The 19,562-nt window shown below is 59.7% G+C and carries 18 protein-coding genes; 5 read left to right on the top strand and 13 right to left on the bottom strand.

The genetic code is table 11. The features are described 5' to 3' along the window. Position 1: 1 nt before the first annotated feature. Entirely contained in the window at positions 2-1,333 is a 1,332-nt protein-coding gene (locus C4J91_RS20655; protein ID WP_124364023.1) for a dicarboxylate/amino acid:cation symporter, read from the bottom strand. A 340-nt stretch (positions 1,334-1,673) separates the two neighbouring features. On the opposite strand from C4J91_RS20655, the gene C4J91_RS20660 reads away from it, so the two are divergent. Then, complete coding sequence (locus C4J91_RS20660; protein WP_124364024.1) at positions 1,674-2,672, top strand: AraC family transcriptional regulator; 999 nt, start codon at positions 1,674-1,676, stop codon at positions 2,670-2,672. 138 nt (positions 2,673-2,810) lie between these two features. Here the strand turns inward: C4J91_RS20660 and C4J91_RS20665 are convergent, their stop codons facing one another. The 3 genes from C4J91_RS20665 to C4J91_RS20675 are packed head-to-tail and all read right to left on the bottom strand — an operon-like array spanning position 2,811 to position 5,158. Then, on the bottom strand, positions 2,811-4,157 hold the full coding sequence (locus tag C4J91_RS20665) for an ATP-binding protein (protein WP_124364025.1): 1,347 nt from the start codon (positions 4,155-4,157) through the stop codon (positions 2,811-2,813). Then, a complete protein-coding gene (locus C4J91_RS20670) occupies positions 4,154-4,831 on the bottom strand; it encodes a response regulator (protein WP_010208358.1) in 678 nt (225 codons plus the stop codon). Before C4J91_RS20670 ends, C4J91_RS20665 begins: the two co-directional genes overlap by 4 nt. Before the next feature lie 18 nt (positions 4,832-4,849). Further along, positions 4,850-5,158 carry a hypothetical protein gene (locus tag C4J91_RS20675; RefSeq protein ID WP_124364026.1) on the bottom strand — a complete coding sequence of 103 codons (309 nt, stop codon included), beginning with the start codon at positions 5,156-5,158 and terminating at the stop codon, positions 4,850-4,852. Positions 5,159-5,296: 138 nt separating this feature from the next. On the opposite strand from C4J91_RS20675, the gene C4J91_RS20680 reads away from it, so the two are divergent. Further along, positions 5,297-6,013 (top strand): 4'-phosphopantetheinyl transferase, encoded by a 717-nt coding sequence (locus C4J91_RS20680; protein WP_124364027.1) that lies wholly within the window; start codon positions 5,297-5,299, stop codon positions 6,011-6,013. A gap of 51 nt (positions 6,014-6,064) precedes the next feature. On the opposite strand, the gene C4J91_RS20685 is transcribed toward C4J91_RS20680, so the two are convergent. Next, on the bottom strand, positions 6,065-7,675 hold the full coding sequence (locus C4J91_RS20685) for an ATP-binding protein (RefSeq protein ID WP_124364028.1): 1,611 nt from the start codon (positions 7,673-7,675) through the stop codon (positions 6,065-6,067). Further along, positions 7,672-8,397, bottom strand: a complete 726-nt coding sequence (locus tag C4J91_RS20690) for a response regulator (RefSeq protein ID WP_124364029.1) — start codon at positions 8,395-8,397, stop codon at positions 7,672-7,674. The genes C4J91_RS20685 and C4J91_RS20690 overlap by 4 nt, the downstream gene beginning before the upstream one ends. A 574-nt stretch (positions 8,398-8,971) precedes the next feature. On the opposite strand from C4J91_RS20690, the gene C4J91_RS20695 reads away from it, so the two are divergent. Further along, positions 8,972-11,863 (top strand): ribonucleoside-diphosphate reductase subunit alpha, encoded by a 2,892-nt coding sequence (locus C4J91_RS20695; RefSeq protein WP_124364030.1) that lies wholly within the window; start codon positions 8,972-8,974, stop codon positions 11,861-11,863. Positions 11,864-11,957: 94 nt separating this feature from the next. On the opposite strand, the gene C4J91_RS20700 is transcribed toward C4J91_RS20695, so the two are convergent. The 7 genes from C4J91_RS20700 to C4J91_RS20730 all read right to left on the bottom strand — a co-directional run bounded on the left by C4J91_RS20700 (position 11,958) and on the right by C4J91_RS20730 (position 18,212). Further along, complete coding sequence (locus tag C4J91_RS20700) at positions 11,958-12,998, bottom strand: hypothetical protein (protein ID WP_124364031.1); 1,041 nt, start codon at positions 12,996-12,998, stop codon at positions 11,958-11,960. A gap of 174 nt (positions 12,999-13,172) precedes the next feature. Continuing rightward, positions 13,173-14,483, bottom strand: a complete 1,311-nt coding sequence (gene flgE / locus C4J91_RS20705) for a flagellar hook protein FlgE (RefSeq protein WP_124364032.1) — start codon at positions 14,481-14,483, stop codon at positions 13,173-13,175. A 31-nt stretch (positions 14,484-14,514) separates the two neighbouring features. Further along, positions 14,515-15,234, bottom strand: a complete 720-nt coding sequence (gene flgD, locus C4J91_RS20710; RefSeq protein ID WP_124364033.1) for a flagellar hook assembly protein FlgD — start codon at positions 15,232-15,234, stop codon at positions 14,515-14,517. A 16-nt stretch (positions 15,235-15,250) separates the two neighbouring features. Further along, on the bottom strand, positions 15,251-15,694 hold the full coding sequence (gene flgC, locus C4J91_RS20715) for a flagellar basal body rod protein FlgC (RefSeq protein WP_024076985.1): 444 nt from the start codon (positions 15,692-15,694) through the stop codon (positions 15,251-15,253). A gap of 3 nt (positions 15,695-15,697) precedes the next feature. Continuing rightward, complete coding sequence (gene flgB, locus C4J91_RS20720) at positions 15,698-16,105, bottom strand: flagellar basal body rod protein FlgB (protein WP_057726450.1); 408 nt, start codon at positions 16,103-16,105, stop codon at positions 15,698-15,700. Between the two features lie 303 nt (positions 16,106-16,408). Further along, positions 16,409-17,236 carry a protein-glutamate O-methyltransferase CheR gene (gene cheR, locus C4J91_RS20725; RefSeq protein WP_124364034.1) on the bottom strand — a complete coding sequence of 276 codons (828 nt, stop codon included), beginning with the start codon at positions 17,234-17,236 and terminating at the stop codon, positions 16,409-16,411. Between the two features lie 43 nt (positions 17,237-17,279). After that, entirely contained in the window at positions 17,280-18,212 is a 933-nt protein-coding gene (locus C4J91_RS20730; protein ID WP_124364035.1) for a chemotaxis protein CheV, read from the bottom strand. Positions 18,213-18,309: 97 nt separating this feature from the next. On the opposite strand from C4J91_RS20730, the gene flgA reads away from it, so the two are divergent. Together flgA and flgM are read left to right on the top strand one after the other, a co-directional pair. Further along, complete coding sequence (gene flgA, locus C4J91_RS20735) at positions 18,310-19,062, top strand: flagellar basal body P-ring formation chaperone FlgA (RefSeq protein WP_177412834.1); 753 nt, start codon at positions 18,310-18,312, stop codon at positions 19,060-19,062. A 141-nt stretch (positions 19,063-19,203) separates the two neighbouring features. Continuing rightward, positions 19,204-19,527 (top strand): flagellar biosynthesis anti-sigma factor FlgM, encoded by a 324-nt coding sequence (gene flgM / locus C4J91_RS20740; protein ID WP_124364037.1) that lies wholly within the window; start codon positions 19,204-19,206, stop codon positions 19,525-19,527. Positions 19,528-19,562 lie beyond the last annotated feature (35 nt).

Consider the following 19,562-nt stretch of genomic DNA (forward strand, 5'->3'; position numbering starts at 1 on the left):
CTTACTTGATGACAGGTGCAGGGCCTTCGGCCACGCCCAGGTCGTCTTCCTGGCGGGTGTCGGAGATACCGGTACCGCCGGATGCCAGCTCGCTTTGCAGCTTGTCGGTGTCCAGTTCCTTGACCCACTTGGCCACAACGAGGGTGGCCACTGCGTTACCCACCAGGTTGGTCAGCGCACGGGCTTCGGACATGAAGCGGTCGATACCCAGAATCAGCGCCAGGCCGGCAACTGGCAAGTGGCCGACGGCCGACAGGGTAGCAGCCAGTACGATGAAACCACTGCCCGTCACGCCCGCAGCGCCCTTGGAGGACAGCAGCAGCACCAGCAGCAGGGTGATCTGGTGAGTGATGTCCATGTGGGTGTCGGTCGCCTGGGCGATGAACACGGCGGCCATGGTCAGGTAGATCGAGGTACCGTCAAGGTTGAACGAGTAGCCGGTTGGGATCACCAGGCCGACCACGGATTTCTTCGCGCCCAGACGCTCCATCTTGATCAGCATGCGTGGCAGCGCAGACTCGGAAGACGACGTGCCCAGTACGATCAGCAGCTCTTCACGGATGTAGCGGATCAGCTTGATCACGCTGAAACCGTGGGCGCGGCAGATAGCACCGAGCACCACCAGCACGAACAGCAGGCAGGTGATGTAGAAGCAGATCATCAACTGGCCCAACTGCACCAGGGAACCCACACCGTAAGCGCCGATGGTGAATGCCATGGCGCCCAGGGCGCCGATTGGCGCGAGCTTCATGATCATGTTGATGATGTTGAACATCACGTGGGCGAAGCGATCGATGAAGTCCAGCACCGGCTTGCCATAGGCACCCAGGCGGTGCAGGGCGAAACCGAAGATCACCGAGAACATCAGCACTTGCAGGATGTCGCCGTTGGCGAAGGCGCCGACGATGGTGTTAGGGATCACATTGAGGATAAAGCCGACGATGCTCTGGTCTTTACCGGCCGTCACGTAGGCGGCGACTTTGGAAGCGTCCAGGGTTGCCACGTCGATGTGCATGCCGGCGCCCGGTTGCACGACGTTGACCACGATCAGGCCGATCAGCAACGCGATGGTGGAAACCACTTCGAAGTACAGCAACGCATAGCCGCCGGTCTTGCCGACAGATTTCATGCTTTGCATGCCAGCGATGCCGCTGACCACGGTGCAGAAAATGATCGGGGCGATGACCATTTTGATCAGCTTGATAAAGCCGTCACCCAGTGGCTTGAGGGCCACGCCGGTCTGCGGGTAGAAGTGACCAAGCAAAATACCGATAACGATTGCAACGATCACCTGGAAATACAGGGATTTGTAGATTGGCTGACGAGTCGTCATTGCAAAGTTCCTCAATCGTCCCGTGTGGCAAATATCCGCCATTGCCCACGGCACTTGAATTGCGAACCCTCCTGCACTGGAGGGATTTGTTGTTTGCGAGGTTTGTAGGAACAAGCCTGCGCTGTCATCCTTACTGCAAACGGCGCGCCACTTTGCGCTAAATACCCTGAAGGCCTTTAGGCATCAGGCCCGAAGGTTTACCGGGGCCTGCTCTGGACACGAGCCAGGTGGCGGATTTCCGCCTAGCTGCCCAATCGCGTCCTGCAATTTGGCGGATATCCGCCTTGTCGCCTCGTCGGGTGATGACTACCATCGCCACTCCCATGGACGAGGCCCTGTCATGCGTGAACGCACCATCGCCAGTCACTTCGCCCGCGCCGCCCTGGAGGGCGCGCGTCGGGGCGGTTACGACTACTCGGGCCTGTTGCAGCAGGCGGGCATCACCCCCGAACTGCTGAACGAACCCCGTGCACGTATCGCTCCGGAGCAATTTACCCGGTTGCTGCAACTGCTCTGGCTGGCGCTGGATGACGAATACCTGGGTTTCGCCGACGGGCCAAGCAAGCGCGGCACCTTTGCCATGATGTGCCATGCGCTGATTCATTGCCGCACGCTGGAAAAAGCGCTGGAACGCGGCTTATTGTTTTATAGCCTATTCCCACACGGCCCGCGCTGGCAGCTGACACGGGAAGGCGACATGGCCCGCTTGAGCCTGGACGACTCGCAGCTCTGGGACCCCGACCACTTTCTCAGCGAATGCCTGCTGGTGATCTGGCATCGCCTGGGCAGTTGGCTGATCGGACAGCGCATCCGGTTGCACCAGACCACGTTCAGCTACCCGATGCCGCCACACGCCAATGAATATGACCTGTTGTTCCCCTGCCCCCTGGTATTTGGTGCACCGAACAGCAGCCTGGTGTTCCCCGCCCGCTACTTGAGCCTGCCGCTGTTGCAGGACGAGCGCACCCTCAAGCACTTTCTCGAGCGCTCCCCCGCCGACCTGCTGTCACGCCCGGATGAAGGCGACAGCTTGAGCAGCCAGTTGCGCCGCCTGTTGAGCCGCGACCGCACGCCCTGGCCAGACCTGGAAGCCGTTGCCCAGCACTTGCATATCAGCCCACAGACCCTGCGTCGGCATTTGCGCGAAGAAGGCAGCAGTTTTCAGGCACTCAAGGATGAGCTGCGGCGGGACATCGCCATCTACCATTTGGGGCGAGCGGATTTGTCATTACAGGAGATCGCCGAACAACTGGGCTTCTCCGAGCCGTCGGCGTTTCATCGGGCGTTCAAGAAGTGGACGGGGCTGACGCCGGGGGCCTATCGGGCGCAGGAGAATTAGATGGGTGTTGTGGGAGAGGGCCTCATCGGGGGCAAGCCCCCTCCCACATTTGACTGGGTTCACACAGTTTGATTTGTGAATACATTCACACTGTGGGAGGGGGCTTGCCCCCGATAGCGCCAGCCCAGCCACTACCGATCACACGGTGGGAAAATGAATCCTGAACGCCGCGCCACCCAGCGACGAATCACCCAGGGTCAGTCGTGCGTGATAGCTTTCAATGATGTCCTTGACCACCGCCAGCCCGATCCCCTGCCCTGGATGCTGGCGATCGAGCCGCTCGCCCCGCTGCAGAATCCGCGCGCGCTGATCCGGTGGTACGCCGGGGCCGTCGTCTTCGATGCACAACTCAATGCCCTCGAGGTTTTCCACCAGGCTGATGCGCACTTCGCTCAGGCATAGGCGATAGGCGTTTTCCAGCAGGTTGCCGAGCATTTCGAGCAGGGCGCCTTTCTCGATGGGCACGTCGCACTCGTCGGGCAGCTCGAGGGAGACGGTGACGCGTTTGTCCCGGTAGACCTTGTCCAACGTGTCGCACAGGCTTTGCAGCACCGGTTCCAGACGGACCTGGTGGCGTACCAGGCCGCTCTTGCGCAGGCTGGCGCGCTGCAATTGATAGCCGATCTGCTGGCTCATGCGCTCGATTTGCGATTGCAGCACCCAGGCCTGGCTGCGTTCTTCGGGGCGCTGGGCCATGTCTTCGCTGACCCCCTGCAGTACCGCCAGCGGGGTTTTCAGGCTATGGGCCAGGTCATCCAGAGAGTCGCGATAGCGCGCACGCTGCTCGCGTTCGCTGTGCAGCAAACGGTTGAGGGAACCGGTGAGGCGCAGCAGTTCCCGGGGGTGTTGTTCGCTGAGGCTTTCGCGGGTGCCGCCTTCGATCTGGTCCAGTTCCTGGCTCAGCCGCCGCAAGGCCTGCAGGCCCCAGGTCAAACCAAGCCACAGCAACGTCAGCAGCACCAGCAACGCCGCGCCGAACCCCAGGTAGAGATTCTCGCGCAGGCCTTCGAGGGTCAATTGGTACTCGCGCACCGGTTGCAGGGCGACGATGCTGAAGGCCGCACTTTTGCCGCCCAGCAACCGGACCTCGACGTCGTAGACGAAAAATTCCTGGCCGTTGGCCTCGCGAATGCGCGCAAATTCGTTGCCGCGCCCATCGTAGCGCGGCTTGTAGTTGATGTTTTCTTCCTGGGTCGCCCGCGAACGCCACACCAGGTGGCCTTCACGGTCGTAGATATAGCCGAGCAGGCGGCTGTCGGTCAGGTTGAAGCGCTCATCGGGCAACTGCGCCGGCATCAGCAGCCGGTTATTTTCCACGCGTGCCGCAGAGATCAGGGTGGTCACATCCGACGCCAGGCGCTGCTCGATGGAATCCTGCAATGCCAGGCTGAACGCGCCTTGCATGGCGGGCAGCAAGCCCAGCATGAACAGCACCGCCAGGGTGGCGGCGGCCAGCATCAGGCGCACGCGTAGCGAGCGAATCAACGGCAGCGCTCATTGAACAGGTAGCCCAGGCCCCGCACGGTGTCGATCGGCTTGAACCCGGCCGGCCCTTCCAGCTTGCGGCGCAGGCGACCGACCAGCACTTCGATGACGTTCGGGTCGCGCTCGTCGTCATCGGGATACAACTGCTCCATCAAGCGGTCCTTGGCCACCACTTGTTGATGATGGCGCATCAGGTACTCGAGGATCCGGTACTCATAGGCGGTCAGCGCCAGCGGCTGCTCATCCAGCGAGGCTTGCTTGCGATTGAGGTCCAGCAGCAGCGGGCCGGCAACGATAGTGGACTGGGTAAAGCCGCTGGAGCGGCGCAGCAAGGCGTTCATCCGCGCCTCCAGCTCTTCGAACTGGAACGGTTTGACCACGTAGTCGTCGGCACCGGCAGCCAGGCCTTCGACTTTGTCCTGCCAGTTGCCACGGGCGGTAAGAATGAGGATCGGAAAGGTCTTGGCCTGGGTGCGCAGTTGCCGGATCAGGTCCAGGCCGCCCATGCCGGGCAGGCCCAGGTCGATGATCGCCAGGTCATGATTGAATTGGCCGGTCTGGTACAGGGCTTCCTCGGCATTGGCCACAGCCTCGACGACGTGGCCGCTGTCGGTCAGGCGGGTAAACAGGTGATGACGCAACAGCGCCTCATCTTCCACCACCAGCAATTTCATAAGGCTCTCCAAGGCAATTCAACAGTCCGACCGAGGGATATCATAGCGGCCCTGCACGTCTTGCGGGCGCAGTTTAATGCCATTGTAGTGGCCCGACTCAAGCGCGTAGCCGGTGCGGTAGCCCGGTTTTGGGGCGCCGGCGCTCAGCGACTGGCCCCACGGGGCGGCCTGAATGCTCACTTCTTCGAAGCTGACACGCTGGATCAGGTTGCTGGATTTCCTGTTCTTCTCGCGGCCAAAGCCGGCAAAGCTGCTATCGCTGGCTTGCACACCGGCGGTAGCACTGAGCATGGTCAACGCCAACATCAGCTTCTTGATCGCAGTCATGGTCGTTACCTCGTACGCGTTTAGGCTGTAACGTCAAGACTACGCAAGCGCCCCTGAACTCCCCCTGAACAGGCTCTGAACCCGGCCATAACCGCGACGGGCTATGCACTGGCGCGCCAACTCGGCAAAATGTCGCGCATGATGCCCCTACCCGCCTGTTGTACCCCACTCGATGCCCATTGGCCGCTGCCTGCGCCCTTGCCGGGCACCGTATTCTTGAGCACGCGTTTTGACCCGGCCCTATTGAGCCCCGGGGATTTCCAGCGCAGCGCCGTGCCGCCACCGGCGAGCATCCAGCGCTCGGTGGCCAAGCGCCAGGCGGAATTCCTCGCCGGCCGCCTGTGCGCCCGTGAAGCGTTGCAACGACTGGATAATCTCGACTGCATCCCGGCCATCGGTGACGACCGCGCGCCGATCTGGCCAGGGCATATCAGTGGCTCCATTACCCACAGCACCGGGCACGCCGCAGCAATTGTCGGGCATAAGGCGCAATGGCGCGGGTTGGGGATGGACCTGGAGAACCTGCTGGCGCTGGAACGGGCGGAACGCCTGGCGGGGGAAATTCTCACCGTGGATGAACTGCAGCGCATGGCGGCCCTGCCCCGTGAGCAAATCGCCTTGCTGGTGACACTCACGTTTTCGGCCAAGGAGAGTTTGTTCAAGGCACTCTACCCGATCGTGCAGAAGCGCTTCTATTTTGAGCATGCCGAGGTGGTGGAGTGGACTGAAGCCGGGCATATACGGCTGAGGTTGCTGACCGAGCTGTCGGCTGAGTGGTGCCATGGCAAGGAGCTGGTTGGGCAGTTTGCGGTGGAGGGGGAGCAGTTGTTGAGCCTGGTGGCTGTCGGCGCTTGATAGGCCGCCATCGGGGCAAGCCCCCTCCCACATTTGGAATGCATGGCGATATCAGGGTTTCTCCTGATCCCTGGGCCAGCTCAGACTAAAACAAGCGCCGCCCAGGTTGTTGCTCTTGCTGATCAACGCCCGCCCGCCATGCCAATGGATAATCCGCCGCACAATCGACAAGCCCAGGCCATGCCCGCCCGAGGCGCGGGTGCGGCTGTCGTCCAGGCGCAGGAAGGGTGTGAAGATGCGTTCCCAGGCGCTTTCCGGCACGCCGGGACCATCGTCTTCCACATCGATACGGCAACGCATCTGCCCTACCTGATAACTGATCAGCACCTGGCCCTTGGCGTGGCGCATGGCGTTACTCACCAGATTCTGCAACGCGCGATGCAGGTAGCGGGGTTCGGCATCGACCCAGGCATCCTGCCAATGCGCCGATGACAGGCAGGTACCCCGGCTGACGCTGACCTGCGGGCGCAGTGGCGACAATTCGCCGACCACCTGATCAATTAACGCGTCGAGATCGACGCGCTGGAAGTTCAACGCCGGCGCGCCCTGCTCCAGGCGCGCATAAGTGAGCATTTCATCCACCAGGCCGTCCAGGTCCTGGATATCCCCGTCCATGCCCTCCAAGTATTTGCGCCGCGCCTCGGCCGTGGTGGCATCGCCCAGCATCTCCAGGCCGAAGCGCAGGCGCGCTACCGGCGTGCGTAGTTCGTGGGACACCGCACGCACCAGTTCACGCTGAATCGCCAGCAATTGTTGCAGGTGCTCGGCCATGCCATTGAACGCGGCCGCGAGCCGCCCTACCGAATCGGCGCCACGGGCCGGTACGCGAACTTCCAGATTGCCCTTGGCGATCCGCGTGGCCGCCGCCTCCAGCCCCTTGAGCCGGCGCTCGAGCTGACGCACCAACAGGTAGACGATCAAACCGATCAGGGTCAGACCGATCAGGGCGATCAGGATCAGCCATTGCGCGGGGTACGGATTCATTTGATACAGCGGGCCGATCTCCAGCACCCACGGCGTGCCGACCATGCCAGCGAACACGCGGATCGAATCACCGCCCTTGCCCAGCGCCATCACCGTATCGCCTTCCGCCACGCGACGGCGCTGGTCGTCGTCCATATCGGCCTGGTCGAGGGCCATCAGATGCATCTCGAAACCAAAGCCCTTGGCCTGCTTGAGGTCAGCCAAACGTTGCGGCTGCTCGGCCACCGGGAACCGCACCAGTTCGTCGGCCAGCAGGTAGATCGTGGCGCGGGCCAATTGCTCGCTGATTTGCTGCACTTCGCCGGTGAGCACCAATTGCTCCGGTTCGCTGACCAGGCGCACTACGCGCGCGGCATGGGGCCCGGTCTGTTCCACCAGGACCTGGCCACGTTGCAGACGCTTGCGCTGGCTCAGGTCCAGCTGTGCATCAGCGAAGGTGCGCAACTGCAGCGGGATGCCCAGCAATCGTTCCCACACCGCCAATGCACGCTGGCGCTCGAGGGCGCTCATGGGCTGCAGGTTGTCGCCCATCAGCGCAAAGGTGCCGTGGGCCAGGCGCTCGCGGTATTGGTCGCTGCGCACATCGTTGAGCAAGTGCAGCGCCAGCACGCCCAGCAGCGCGACCAGAATCAGCGCGGCGCACATGCCGCCGTAGATGCGCAGGAAGATCGAGTTCACAGGGGCATATCGGCGGCGGCTTCAGGCACGAACAGGTAGCCTTTGCTGCGGATGGTCTTGATCAGGCGCGGGTGGATCGGGTCATCGCCGATCTTCGGGCGAATACGTGAGATGCGCACATCAATCGAGCGATCCTGGCCGTCGTAGCCAACGCCACGCAGGGCAATGAAGATTTCTTCGCGCGAGAGAATGCGCCCGGCATTCGCCACCAACAACCACAGCAGGTCGAACTCGGCACTGGTCAGTTCGATACCCTTTTGGTGCAACCAGGCCTCGCGCAAGGCGTTGTCCACCACCAGCGGGCCGAATTGCAGGCGGCGCTGGTTTTCCACCACAACCGGTAACGCCGGCTCGCTGCGCCGCAGCAGGGCCTGGATGCGTGCCAGCAACAAGCGCGGGCGCACGGGTTTGCACACGTAGTCGTCGGCGCCCAGGTCCAGGCCGAGCACTTGGTCCACCTCATCAGTACGCGACGTCAGCATCAGGATCACGCCCTCATAGCGCTCGCGCACCTTGCGGCAGATGCTCAGGCCGTCTTCGCCCGGCAGCATCAGGTCGAGGATCACCAGGTCCGGCTGTTCGGCGACGATGCGCGCTGCGGCCTGGGCGCCGTCGTTCTCCACCGACACCCGCAGGCCGTTGCTCTCCAGGTATTCGCGGGTCAGCTCGGCCAGCCGCTCGTCGTCCTCGACAATCAATATCTGCCAGGGTTCTTGCTCCACGCGGTGTCCTCATTGTTATAAGAAATGCTGATGGTCGACACGGTCGAGGCATACCCTGGTTGTCATGTATTGAGGGCATAACGAGGGTCGATTGTAGCCACGGGCCAACCCCTGAACACAAGCCTGGAAATCCATTCGGTCATGGCGTTTTTTTGTGATAGGGTTCGCGCCCTCAAAAATCCAACCGACAGTTTTTGCCTGGAAATATTCGGTGACAGGCGGCGTAATCCAGCAGTACTGCGGCCTACACGGGCGTTCCATGATTCATACACATTTTACCCACAGCGTTATCCACAGGTAGTGCGTTGCTAAGCCCCCCAAAACGCATTATCTTGTACCTCGGCACTTCCAGAGACCCTACATGTAGGGTTTTGGAAATAAGCGCCCAACCACATAAGCAGCTCGAAATTCAAGCGTTTTATTGCTGGCACAGCGTGGAACCAACCGATTATCAGTAGACCAAACCGCTCACGCGGATGGCAGCTGTTTTTCATCCAAGTCATGGAAAACGGTACGGGTGTTGCAGGAAAGCCTGGCACTCGCAATCAAATATAGAACGTGGAGACAACCCCCCATGCAAACCGACACAACTCGCGAGAACCCGCAGGGCTCCGTGCCGCAGGCCGCTGATTCGAATATGGATCTGGCCGCCACTGCACCTGGCCAATTGCGCGTGATCAAGCGTAACGGCACTGTCGTTCCTTACACCGATGACAAAATCACCGTCGCCATCACCAAAGCGTTTCTTGCAGTTGAAGGCGGCACCGCTGCCGCCTCGTCGCGCATCCACGACACTGTCGCACGCCTGACCGAACAAGTGACTGCGACCTTCAAGCGTCGCATGCCATCGGGCGGCACTATCCACATCGAAGAAATCCAGGATCAGGTCGAACTGGCCCTGATGCGTGCCGGCGAGCAGAAAGTTGCCCGTGACTACGTGATCTACCGTGATTCCCGGGCCAAGGAACGTGCCGTGCACGCGCCGGCCGCCGAATCCGTCCAGGCGCATCCTTCGATCCGCATCACCCTGGCCGATGGCAGCTTTGCGCCGCTGGACCTGGGCCGCCTCAACACCATCATTACCGAGGCCTGCGAAGGCCTGGAAGAAGTCGATGGCGACCTGATCCAGCGCGAAACCCTGAAGAACCTGTACGACGGCGTGGCCCTGACCGACGTCAACACCGCCCTGGTGATGACTGCCCGTACCCTGGTCGAGCGTGAGCCGAACTACTCGTTCGTCACCGCGCGCCTGCTGATGGACACCCTGCGCGCCGAAGGCCTGGGTTTCCTGGGCGTGGCCGACAGCGCCACCCACCACGAGATGGCTGACCTGTACGCCAAGGCGCTGCCCGCCTACATCGCCAAGGGTATCGAATTCGAATTGCTGAACCCGATCCTGGCCACCTTCGACCTGGAAAAACTCGGCAAGGCGATCAACCACGAGCGCGACCAGCAGTTCACCTACCTGGGCCTGCAAACCCTGTACGACCGTTACTTCATCCACAAGGACGGGATCCGCTTCGAACTGCCGCAAGTGTTCTTCATGCGCGTGGCGATGGGCCTGGCGATCGAAGAGAAGCACAAGGAAGACCGTGCGATCGAGTTCTACAACCTGTTGTCGTCCTTCGACTACATGTCGTCCACGCCGACCCTGTTCAACGCCGGTACCCTGCGTCCACAGCTGTCGAGCTGCTACCTGACCACCGTGCCGGATGATCTGTCGGGCATCTACCACGCAATCCACGACAACGCCATGCTGTCCAAATTCGCCGGTGGCCTGGGTAACGACTGGACGCCGGTGCGTGCACTGGGTTCGTACATCAAGGGCACCAATGGTAAATCCCAGGGCGTCGTGCCGTTCCTCAAAGTAGTGAACGATACCGCCGTAGCCGTAAACCAGGGCGGCAAGCGCAAAGGCGCTGTGTGTGCCTACCTGGAAACCTGGCACATGGACATTGAAGAGTTCATCGAGCTGCGCAAGAACACCGGTGATGATCGTCGTCGTACCCACGACATGAACACCGCCAACTGGATCCCTGACCTGTTCATGAAGCGTGTCTTCGATGACGGCAAGTGGACCCTGTTCTCGCCATCCGAAGTGCCGGACCTGCACGACCTGACCGGCAAGGCCTTCGAAGAGCGCTATGAGTACTACGAGGCCCTCACCGAGTACCCAGGCAAGGTCAAGCTGTTCAAGACCATCCAGGCCAAAGACCTGTGGCGCAAAATGCTGTCCATGCTGTTCGAAACCGGCCACCCATGGCTGACCTTCAAAGACCCGTGCAACCTGCGCAGCCCGCAGCAGCACGTCGGCGTGGTCCACAGCTCGAACCTGTGCACCGAGATCACCTTGAACACCAACAAGGACGAGATCGCCGTTTGCAACCTGGGCTCGATCAACCTGCCGAACCACATCGTCAACGGCAAGCTGGACACCGCCAAGCTGGAACGCACTGTCAACACCGCCGTACGCATGCTCGATAACGTGATCGACATCAACTACTACTCGGTGCCACAGGCGCAGAACTCCAACTTCAAGCACCGTCCGGTCGGCCTGGGCATCATGGGCTTCCAGGACGCCTTGTACCTGCAGCACATTCCTTACGGTTCCGATGCTGCCGTCGAGTTCGCCGACAAGTCCATGGAAGCGGTCAGCTATTACGCGATCCAGGCGTCCTGCGACCTGGCCGACGAGCGCGGCGCCTACGAGACGTTCCAGGGTTCGCTATGGTCCAAGGGCATCCTGCCGCTGGATTCGCAACAGATCCTGATCGAGCAACGTGGCCAGAAGTACATCGATGTTGACCTGGAAGAATCCCTGGACTGGGCGCCAGTACGTGCCCGTGTGCAGAAAGGTATTCGTAACTCCAACATCATGGCCATCGCACCGACCGCGACCATCGCCAACATCACTGGCGTTTCGCAGTCGATCGAACCGACCTATCAGAACCTGTATGTGAAATCGAACCTGTCGGGCGAATTCACCGTGATCAACCCGTACCTGGTCCGCGACCTTAAAGCCCGCGGCCTGTGGGACTCGGTGATGATCAACGACCTGAAGTACTACGATGGTTCGGTGCAGCAGATCGAGCGCATCCCGCAAGAACTCAAAGAGCTCTACGCCACTGCGTTCGAAGTGGACACCAAGTGGATCGTTGACGCCGCCAGCCGTCGTCAGAAGTGGATTGACCAGGCGCAGTCCCTGAACCTGTACATCGCAGGCGCTTCGGGCAAGAAGCTCGACGTGACCTACCGCATGGCTTGGTACCGTGGCCTGAAAACCACGTACTACCTCCGTGCCCTGGCCGCGACCAGCACCGAGAAGTCGACCATCAACACCGGTAAGCTCAACGCTGTTTCCAGCGGCAACCATGGTGATGATTCGGTACTCGCTGCGCCTGCCGGCCCGGCACCGGTGCCGAAGGCTTGTGCGATTGACGAGCCGGATTGCGAAGCTTGCCAATAAGCTGAGCCGACCCTGGGTTTAACAGCTCAAGGTTGTAAGGCCCCCGATGCGCTTTCAGTGTATCGGGGGCTTTTTTCATTCAACAAAATATTCCCTAGAACAATATGGTCGCAATACCCGACTGGGGCACACCGCCGCGGCGCCCCCACAGTTCAATCCTGCCGTTGATCACGGCCATTGAGTGACCGCCGTACTCTACGGTTCCTACCTTGCTATTTCTCAAGTCGGCATCGGTCGCAGGCCGGTAATGACCTTTCAGACCCAAGCGGTCAAGACCCTCGCGTGAATACTCACCGTTGTTAAGGCTGTTCATCGCAGCCTGAAAGCTGCGCCCGGCGGTGCCATCATTGTTTTCCATCTGCGCCCGCTTGGCACTCGCGGCGTACATAAAATTGGCATTTGTCATCATCGCCGGGTGATCGCCCTTGAAACGAGCATGTGTCGCCGCCTGCCTCACCTCATCCTTGGTCACTGAAAGCTTGAAGCCATCTCGCATCGTGACGTCATACCCCTTGCTCGTCTCTTTAACGTCCTTGAAGACGTCTGTAGGTTTTTGACCGAACTGCATCATGGCGGCTTTTATGGCAGAAACGGTGACACAGTTACCATCAGGTCCTTGGCTGAAACCGCTCCAGATATTGTCGGGTTTCTTCCCGGGATTACTGTTATCGGGCTTGTAATTGAAATGCCTCGAGCCTTCGGTGATTGGCTTGTTACTCGTAGACTCGCTGGGCCCGAACCCACCCGGGTTGACTCTACGTCCACCCCCACCGCCTCCACGGCCGCCTGGCGGCGTGGGCGCTGGCGCGGGTGGCGTTACATCTTCATCGGGAAACAACTCCTTCAACAGCCGCCGTAGAAATTCGAGAAACTTGTCATCGTTGTTGTCGATGAGCTTGTTAAGCATCTCCTCGAGTTTTTTATCACCCAGCTGTTCACGCAGCTTGTTCAATTTATCCCGGGCGTCTTGCACCGCTTGCGTCTTACCTGTTTGCTGCGCATCAAACATGTCGTTGAGCAGCTTCCTGACTGCGGCTACCTCGTCAGCCGGCGTGGCGGATGCCTGCCTGTGTGCGCCCCTGGGCCCAACAACTGCGCGCCCTGCCCCTGGACCGAAAACCCCTGAACACCACATACCGCGCCCCCATGATTGGTGAACCTCTCAGGCTCTGGTCCGATCAGTGGCAAGACGGGTACGGTGCGTTCCTCGCCAAACAATTCAGCGCATAACCTTATGGGTCGGCGGATGTTTTCTTACACGCACAAAAAAGCCCCTCTTACGAGGGGCTTCTTGTGGAGCGCTAACGCATCACGTCATCTGAATGATGGTCTGCATGATGGTGCTCTGGGTGGAAATGGTCTTGGCGTTCGCCTGATAGTTGCTCTGGGCCTTGATCAGGTCCACCAGTTCGTTGGTCAGGTTGACGTTGGAGTTCTCCAGGGAGTTGGCCACGATCGAACCCAGTGTGCCGGCTTGCGGAGTGTCGTACCCAGGCTGGCCCGAAGCGAAGGTCTCTTTCCAGGTGGTGCTGCCGCCGGGTTGCAGGCCTTGTTCGTTGTTGAAGCTGGCCAGCGAAATCTGGCCGATGGCCTTGCTCTGCTGGTTGCTGAAGGTGGCGAACATTACGCCGTTGCCGTCGATCTTCAGGCCGGTGATCTGGCCGGTGGCATAGCCATCGGTGACCGGAGGGTTACGGTAGGTGGCCGAATTGTATTGGGTAATGTTGGCCATGTTGACGGCAATCCCGCCCGGGTTGGCGTTCGCGCCGTTAGCCTTCCACACACCATTAGTCACTGTGCCCGGCACCCAGCCTGCAACGGTGAGCGTCTTATCGGACACACCACCGGTCACCACGCTGGTGAGTTTGCCCGCGCCATCGAAGGTCAATGTCGACGCCACAGGGGGGGTCGATGGGGTGCCTGTCGGTGCCGAACCATCAGGATTGCGACCGTCGATCAGGGTATAGGCATTCCACTTGTTGCCGTCGGTTTTCACCAGGTACTGCACCATTGGGTGCGCGTTGCCTTGGGAGTCGTACAAAGTGGTGCTGTATTGAGTGGTGAAGGTATCGGTCTTGGTAGGGTCGAACGGCTTGGCCGTTTGGTCGATCACCGGCTCCGAGGAATTCAGGTTACTGGTGGAGTCCACCTTGGTGGACGCCTTGGGCGGCAGGTTAGTCAGGTTCAGTTGCAGGTCGGTGAGCCCGCCCTTGATGATCTTGCCGTCATCATCCGCCGCGTAACCCTGCAGGCGCGAGGTACCCGTGTTGTTGGTGATGAAGCCATCTTTGTCGGCACGGAAGGCACCGCTGCGGGTGTACTCCAGCGAACCGTCGCTGCCCTTCTGTACGAAGAAGCCACCGCCCTGGATCGCCATGTCCAGGATACCGCCGCTGCCGTTGACGTCGCCCTGGGTGAATTGCTGGGACACCGCCGCCAGGTTCACACCATTGCCGATGCTGTTCTGGCCGGTGCCCAGTTTGGACGCTGCGTAGATATCCGCGAACTCTGCACGAGACGACTTGAAACCCGTGGTCGCGACGTTGGCGATGTTGTTGCCGGTCACGTCCAGTTGTTTGTTGGCCGCATAGAGGCCGCTAAGGCCGATATTAAAAGACATGTTTCTCTCCCTCTGCCGTATTTAGCCGGCTCTATGTACCGATAGTCTGAATTTGCGACAGCTTGACGCTGCCCATGCCGCCTGCCAGGTTCAGCAGCATCTCGCCGCCGGTCTTGCTCAGCGTCACGCTGGTGACGATTGCCGGCAGCGAAGTGGCCAGGGCAACCGCGTCGCCCTTGTCATTCTTGGTGGAGGCCGCGAAGGTGTAAGTACCGGCTGGAGCCACCTCACCCGCTTCGTTCTTGCCATCCCAGATAAAGTCCGAAGTCCCTGCGCTCTGGGCGCCCAGATCGAGGGTGCGCACCACGTTGCCGTCTTTATCGGTGATCTTGACCGAGACGTTGCCCGTCGCCGCTGTCACCGCCACCGAACCGGTCATGCTCTTGCTGGTATCGACCAGCGCCTTGTCGGTCTGGGTGATGATCGAGCGTCCGACCAGCGACGAAGCCTGCAGCGCCTGGGAAGAACTGAAGTTGCTCGAGATGTTATTCACCGAGTCATTCAGGGTGTTGATGCCTTCCAGGCTGCTGAACTGCGCCAGCTGGGCCACGAACGCACCGTTATCCTGTGGCGACAAGGGGTTCTGGTTTTTCAGCTGGGTCACCAGCAATTGCAGGAATGCATCCTTGCCGAGGGCCTGGTCGCCGGTGGCGGCCTTGGAAACATTCGCTACATTGTTTGAAGCGTCCTTGACCTTGGAATTGAAGAGGTCCTGGACTGCCGTATTGTTCGACGTATCAACGATGGCCATTATTTGGCGCCCCTTATCACTGACCCAGGGTCAGGACCTTCTGCATCATGGTTTTGGCGGTGTTCATCATTTCCGCGTTGGTCTGGAACGAGCGACTGGCGGAAATCATGTCGGCCATTTCCTCGACCACATTGACGTTGGGGTAATAGACGTAACCCTTTTCGTTCGCCGCCGGATGGTTGGGCTCGTAACGCGCTTCGAGGTTGCTCTGGTCTTCGACCACGCCCAACACCTGCACGCCTTGGCCGGCGGCATCCTGGTTCTGGAACAGCGAATCACTGCCACCGCTCTGGCCGCCCTGGAACATGGTGGCGAATACTGGATGCCGGGCGCGGTAAGTCTGGTCAATGCTCGAAGACACAGTCTCGGCGTTGGCGATGTTACTGGCGACGGTGTTCAAACGCGTGGTCTGCGCGCTCATGCCACTGCCGGCAATATTGAAAACACTGGACAGGGACATGGCTTATTCTCCACGCAGGGCTGACATCAGCCCTTTGAATTTGCTGTTGAGCAGGGTAAAGCTGGCCTGGAAATTCACCGAGTTTTCGGCGTAGTTCGATTGTTCCAGCTGGGCATCGACGGTGTTCTGGTCGATCGATGGCTGCATTGGCGTGCGATACAGCAGCGACTCGTCACCACTGCTCAGGCCTTGCGCTTCGATATGACGGCTGTTGGTCATGTTCAAGGCGAAGGTGCCGTTCTTGGTCTTGTCCTGCTGCGCGGCGAGCACGGCGGAGAAGTCCAGATCCCGAGCCTTGTAGTTCGGGGTATCGGCGTTGGCAATGTTGTTGGCCAGGACTTCGGCACGCTGGGCGCGGAAGCCCAGGGCTTGTTCGTGGATACCGAGCGCTTTATCGAAGCTGATGCTCATGGCGGAAACCTTTAGGCTGACCTGCTATTCGTTAACAGGGCTATAGCAAGGTGCATGCCAATCTGCGAGGGTCCCGTATATCAAGGGCTGGCGGGGAGGTTGCCGGCGGCAATGCCAGAAAAGCGGCAAGTACTTTCCGCGTGGCGCCAGTAAAGCGGCAATACAATTTGCCGCTTCCGGTGGGATGGTGGCAAACAAATGTGGGAGGGGGCTTGCCCCGATAGCGATGTGTCATGTCATGAATAGCTGACTGACCACCGCCATCGGGAGCAAGCCCCCTCCCACATTTTGACTGCGTACTGCTTATTTGGCCTGGTAGATGATTCCCGGGCTGCACTGCACCATCTGGTAGTGATCCGGCAATCCGTTCAAGGCTTCCGAAGCGCCGAGGAACAGATACCCCCCACGCTTGAGCGTGCCATGGATGCGCAACAGGATGTCCTTCTTCACTTCGGCCGAGAAATAAATCAGCACGTTGCGGCAGAACACCATGTCAAACTTGCCCAGGCTGGCGTAGCTGTCGAGCAGGTTGAACGAGCGAAACTCCACGCGATTCTTGATCGGCGCCTTGATCGCCCAGCGCCCTGCCCCTTTCGGATCAAAGTAGCGCTGCAGACGCTCCGGAGACAAACCCCGGCCCAGGGCCAGGCTGTCGTACTCACCCGTCTTGCAGTTGGTGAGCATGGTGCCGGACAAGTCCGTCGCCACGATTTGCGCGCCGGCCTTCAACTGTCCCATGTTGGTCCGTTCGAACTCGTCGATGGACATCGAGATCGAATACGGTTCCTGTCCGGAAGAGCACGCCGCCGACCAGATACGCAGGCGCTGGCCCGGGCTGGCCTTGATGGCCGCCGGCAGCACTTTGTTCTTGAGCACCTCAAACGGGTAGGTATCGCGAAACCACAGGGTTTCGTTAGTGGTCATGGCATCGACCACCATCTCCTTGAGCCCGCTGCGCGGCTGCCCCTGGATCCGCTGGACCAACTCACCCAGGGACTTGATGCCCTGCTGTTCCATCAGTTTGTTGAGACGGCTGGATACCAGGTATTGCTTGTTTTCACCGAGCAATATGCCACAGGCTTTTTCCAGGAAGACCCGGAACTGTTCGAAATCCAAATTACCCGTAGACAATGATACCGCCTCTTAAATCGTGTGACCGCCAGGGGAAATCCCCCTAGCCGTGATCTGCTGCCTTGATCCGGTCGACTACCCGGGATGCGAGGTCATCAGGCCGGAATTTAGCCAGGAAGTCATCTGCGCCGACCTTCTTGACCATTGCCTGATTGAATACCCCCGACAACGAAGTATGCAGGATGATATGTAATTTTTGCATGCGTGGATCGTTGCGTATTTCAGCTGTAAGGGTATAGCCGTCCATTTCCGGCATTTCAATGTCGGAGATCATCATCAGAAATTCTTCTTCCGGCTTCTTGCCCTCATCGACCAACTTGCGCAAGTAATCCAAGGCTTGGCGCCCGTCATTGAGGGCCACCACATCGACGCCGATGGTTTGCAGACAACGCGTGACCTGCTTGCGGGCGACAGAGGAGTCGTCCACGGTCAACACGCGCAGGGACACCGCCTTGTGCGCTGTCTCGGCATCCACCACACCGACCGAAATGGTTTCCGACGTGGGCGCGACTTCGGCGAGAATTTTCTCTACGTCGATGATTTCCACCAACTGGTTATCAACCCGCGTCACGGCCGTCAGGTAATGATCGCGTCCGGTGCCCTTGGGCGGCGGATGGATCTCTTCCCAGTTCATATTGACGATACGTTCCACCGAGCGCACCAGGAACCCCTGGGTCTTGGTGTTGTATTCGGTAATGATAACGAACGGGTTCTGACGGTCCTGCAAACCAGCGGAGCCGGTGGCCATTGCCAAATCAAGAATCGGAATGGTCGCGCCACGGATATTGGCTACGCCGCACACCACCGGGCTGGATTTAGGCATGATCGTCAGCTTGGGGCACTGCAACACTTCCCGCACTTTGAACACGTTAATGCCGTACAGCTGCTTGCCGTCCAGGCGAAATAGCAACAACTCCAGGCGATTCTGCCCTACCAGCTGTGTGCGCTGGTTTACTGAATCCATTACTCCTGCCATGCCCAGACTCCTAAATCCCAGAGGTACGATGCGTACCCAACACTAAACGGCACGAGCTTTGCTAAGTTTTGCTATTCGGTTGGCTTTGGATATTAAAATGACAGTTTCCCGACATCCCTGCCGCCCAAAGTACCGCAGACTGCTCTGCGCCGCGATGGCGCTGCTTGTCTGGGGCGTGGGCGTCGCGGCTCGTGCCGACAACGTCACCCTGCCTGATCTACTTATCGGCGTCACCCAGGGCTTTCTTGAATTCACTGTAGAAGATTATCTGGCAACCACCCAGACACCGGGCCGCTATGAAATTCAGGTCAACCCATTGGACCCGCGCCTGCGCCTGCCAATGTGCGACAAGGAATTGACAGCCACCCTGGAAAGTCCCGCCCAGCCCATCGGTCGGGTAACCGTTAAAGTCCGCTGTGAGAGCGCCTCCCCCTGGACGGTGTTTGTGCCGGCCCAGGTCAAATTGTTCCGCGACGTGGTCGTGGTGGCGCGCCCTTTGAAGCGCACCGGCATTATTGGCTATGACGATGTTGTGCTGCGTGAGCGGGATATCAGCCTGATCAATCAGGGTTACCTGACCTCCCTGGACCAGGCTATCGGGCAGCGACTCACCCGACCAATGGTCACCGATCAGGTGATCACGCTGGTGCATCTGGAGCAGGCGGAAGTGATTCGCAAGGGTGACCAAGTGGTGATTTCCGCCAGCAGCGGCGGGTTGAACGTAAGAATGCCGGGGGAAGCGCTGTCCAATGGCGGTATGAGCGAACAGATCCGGGTCAAGAACCTCAACTCCAACCGTGTGATCAAGGCGCGGGTGACGGCCCCCGGCCAAGTCGAGGTGGCGCTATAGATGACTGGAATCAATTGCCCGCTTTTCCTACACTGTGGGTTGGATGCCGCGCCGTACAGGTTTATTGTCACTAAAGCCTAAAGTTTGTTTGGGTATGGCCGAAAACATGGCAAGCGTCCACTACCCAGAGGTTTTTTTATCATGGTCATTGATTTCAATCGTTTGAACAGCACTCAGCCCTTACCAGGCAATACGCGCACCAACGGTACCAAGGACAGCGTAGAAGCCAAGTCTCAGCCCCTGCCCGCCAAGGCAGAGCAAGCGGGCGCGAGCCAAAGTGGGGAATCGGTACACCTGAGCAATGAGGCTCAACAGTTGCAGAAGGTCACTGACTCGCTGCGCGATCAACCGATTGTCAATAAAGCCCGTGTGGCCGAGTTGAAACAGGCAATCGCCGATGGCACTTATACGGTCGACAGCAACCGTGTAGCCAGCAAGCTGCTTAACTTCGAAGCCGAGCGCTAGGCAAAGGCCTGCGCTGGGCTTCTGGACGCTTAAAA

It is taken from the genome of Pseudomonas sp. R3-52-08, assembly GCF_003851745.1.
Taxonomy (GTDB): domain Bacteria; phylum Pseudomonadota; class Gammaproteobacteria; order Pseudomonadales; family Pseudomonadaceae; genus Aquipseudomonas.

Coding starts and splice junctions, on each gene's coding strand:
- C4J91_RS20655 (WP_124364023.1), bottom strand. CDS start 1,333: ATGACGACTCGTCAGCCAATCTACAAATCCCTGTATTTCCAGGTGATC.
- C4J91_RS20660 (WP_124364024.1), top strand. CDS start 1,674: ATGCGTGAACGCACCATCGCCAGTCACTTCGCCCGCGCCGCCCTGGAG.
- C4J91_RS20670 (WP_010208358.1), bottom strand. CDS start 4,831: ATGAAATTGCTGGTGGTGGAAGATGAGGCGCTGTTGCGTCATCACCTG.
- C4J91_RS20675 (WP_124364026.1), bottom strand. CDS start 5,158: ATGACTGCGATCAAGAAGCTGATGTTGGCGTTGACCATGCTCAGTGCT.
- C4J91_RS20680 (WP_124364027.1), top strand. CDS start 5,297: ATGATGCCCCTACCCGCCTGTTGTACCCCACTCGATGCCCATTGGCCG.
- C4J91_RS20695 (WP_124364030.1), top strand. CDS start 8,972: ATGCAAACCGACACAACTCGCGAGAACCCGCAGGGCTCCGTGCCGCAG.
- C4J91_RS20700 (WP_124364031.1), bottom strand. CDS start 12,998: ATGTGGTGTTCAGGGGTTTTCGGTCCAGGGGCAGGGCGCGCAGTTGTT.
- flgE (WP_124364032.1), bottom strand. CDS start 14,483: ATGTCTTTTAATATCGGCCTTAGCGGCCTCTATGCGGCCAACAAACAA.
- flgD (WP_124364033.1), bottom strand. CDS start 15,234: ATGGCCATCGTTGATACGTCGAACAATACGGCAGTCCAGGACCTCTTC.
- flgC (WP_024076985.1), bottom strand. CDS start 15,694: ATGTCCCTGTCCAGTGTTTTCAATATTGCCGGCAGTGGCATGAGCGCG.
- flgB (WP_057726450.1), bottom strand. CDS start 16,105: ATGAGCATCAGCTTCGATAAAGCGCTCGGTATCCACGAACAAGCCCTG.
- C4J91_RS20730 (WP_124364035.1), bottom strand. CDS start 18,212: ATGGCAGGAGTAATGGATTCAGTAAACCAGCGCACACAGCTGGTAGGG.
- flgA (WP_177412834.1), top strand. CDS start 18,310: ATGACAGTTTCCCGACATCCCTGCCGCCCAAAGTACCGCAGACTGCTC.
- flgM (WP_124364037.1), top strand. CDS start 19,204: ATGGTCATTGATTTCAATCGTTTGAACAGCACTCAGCCCTTACCAGGC.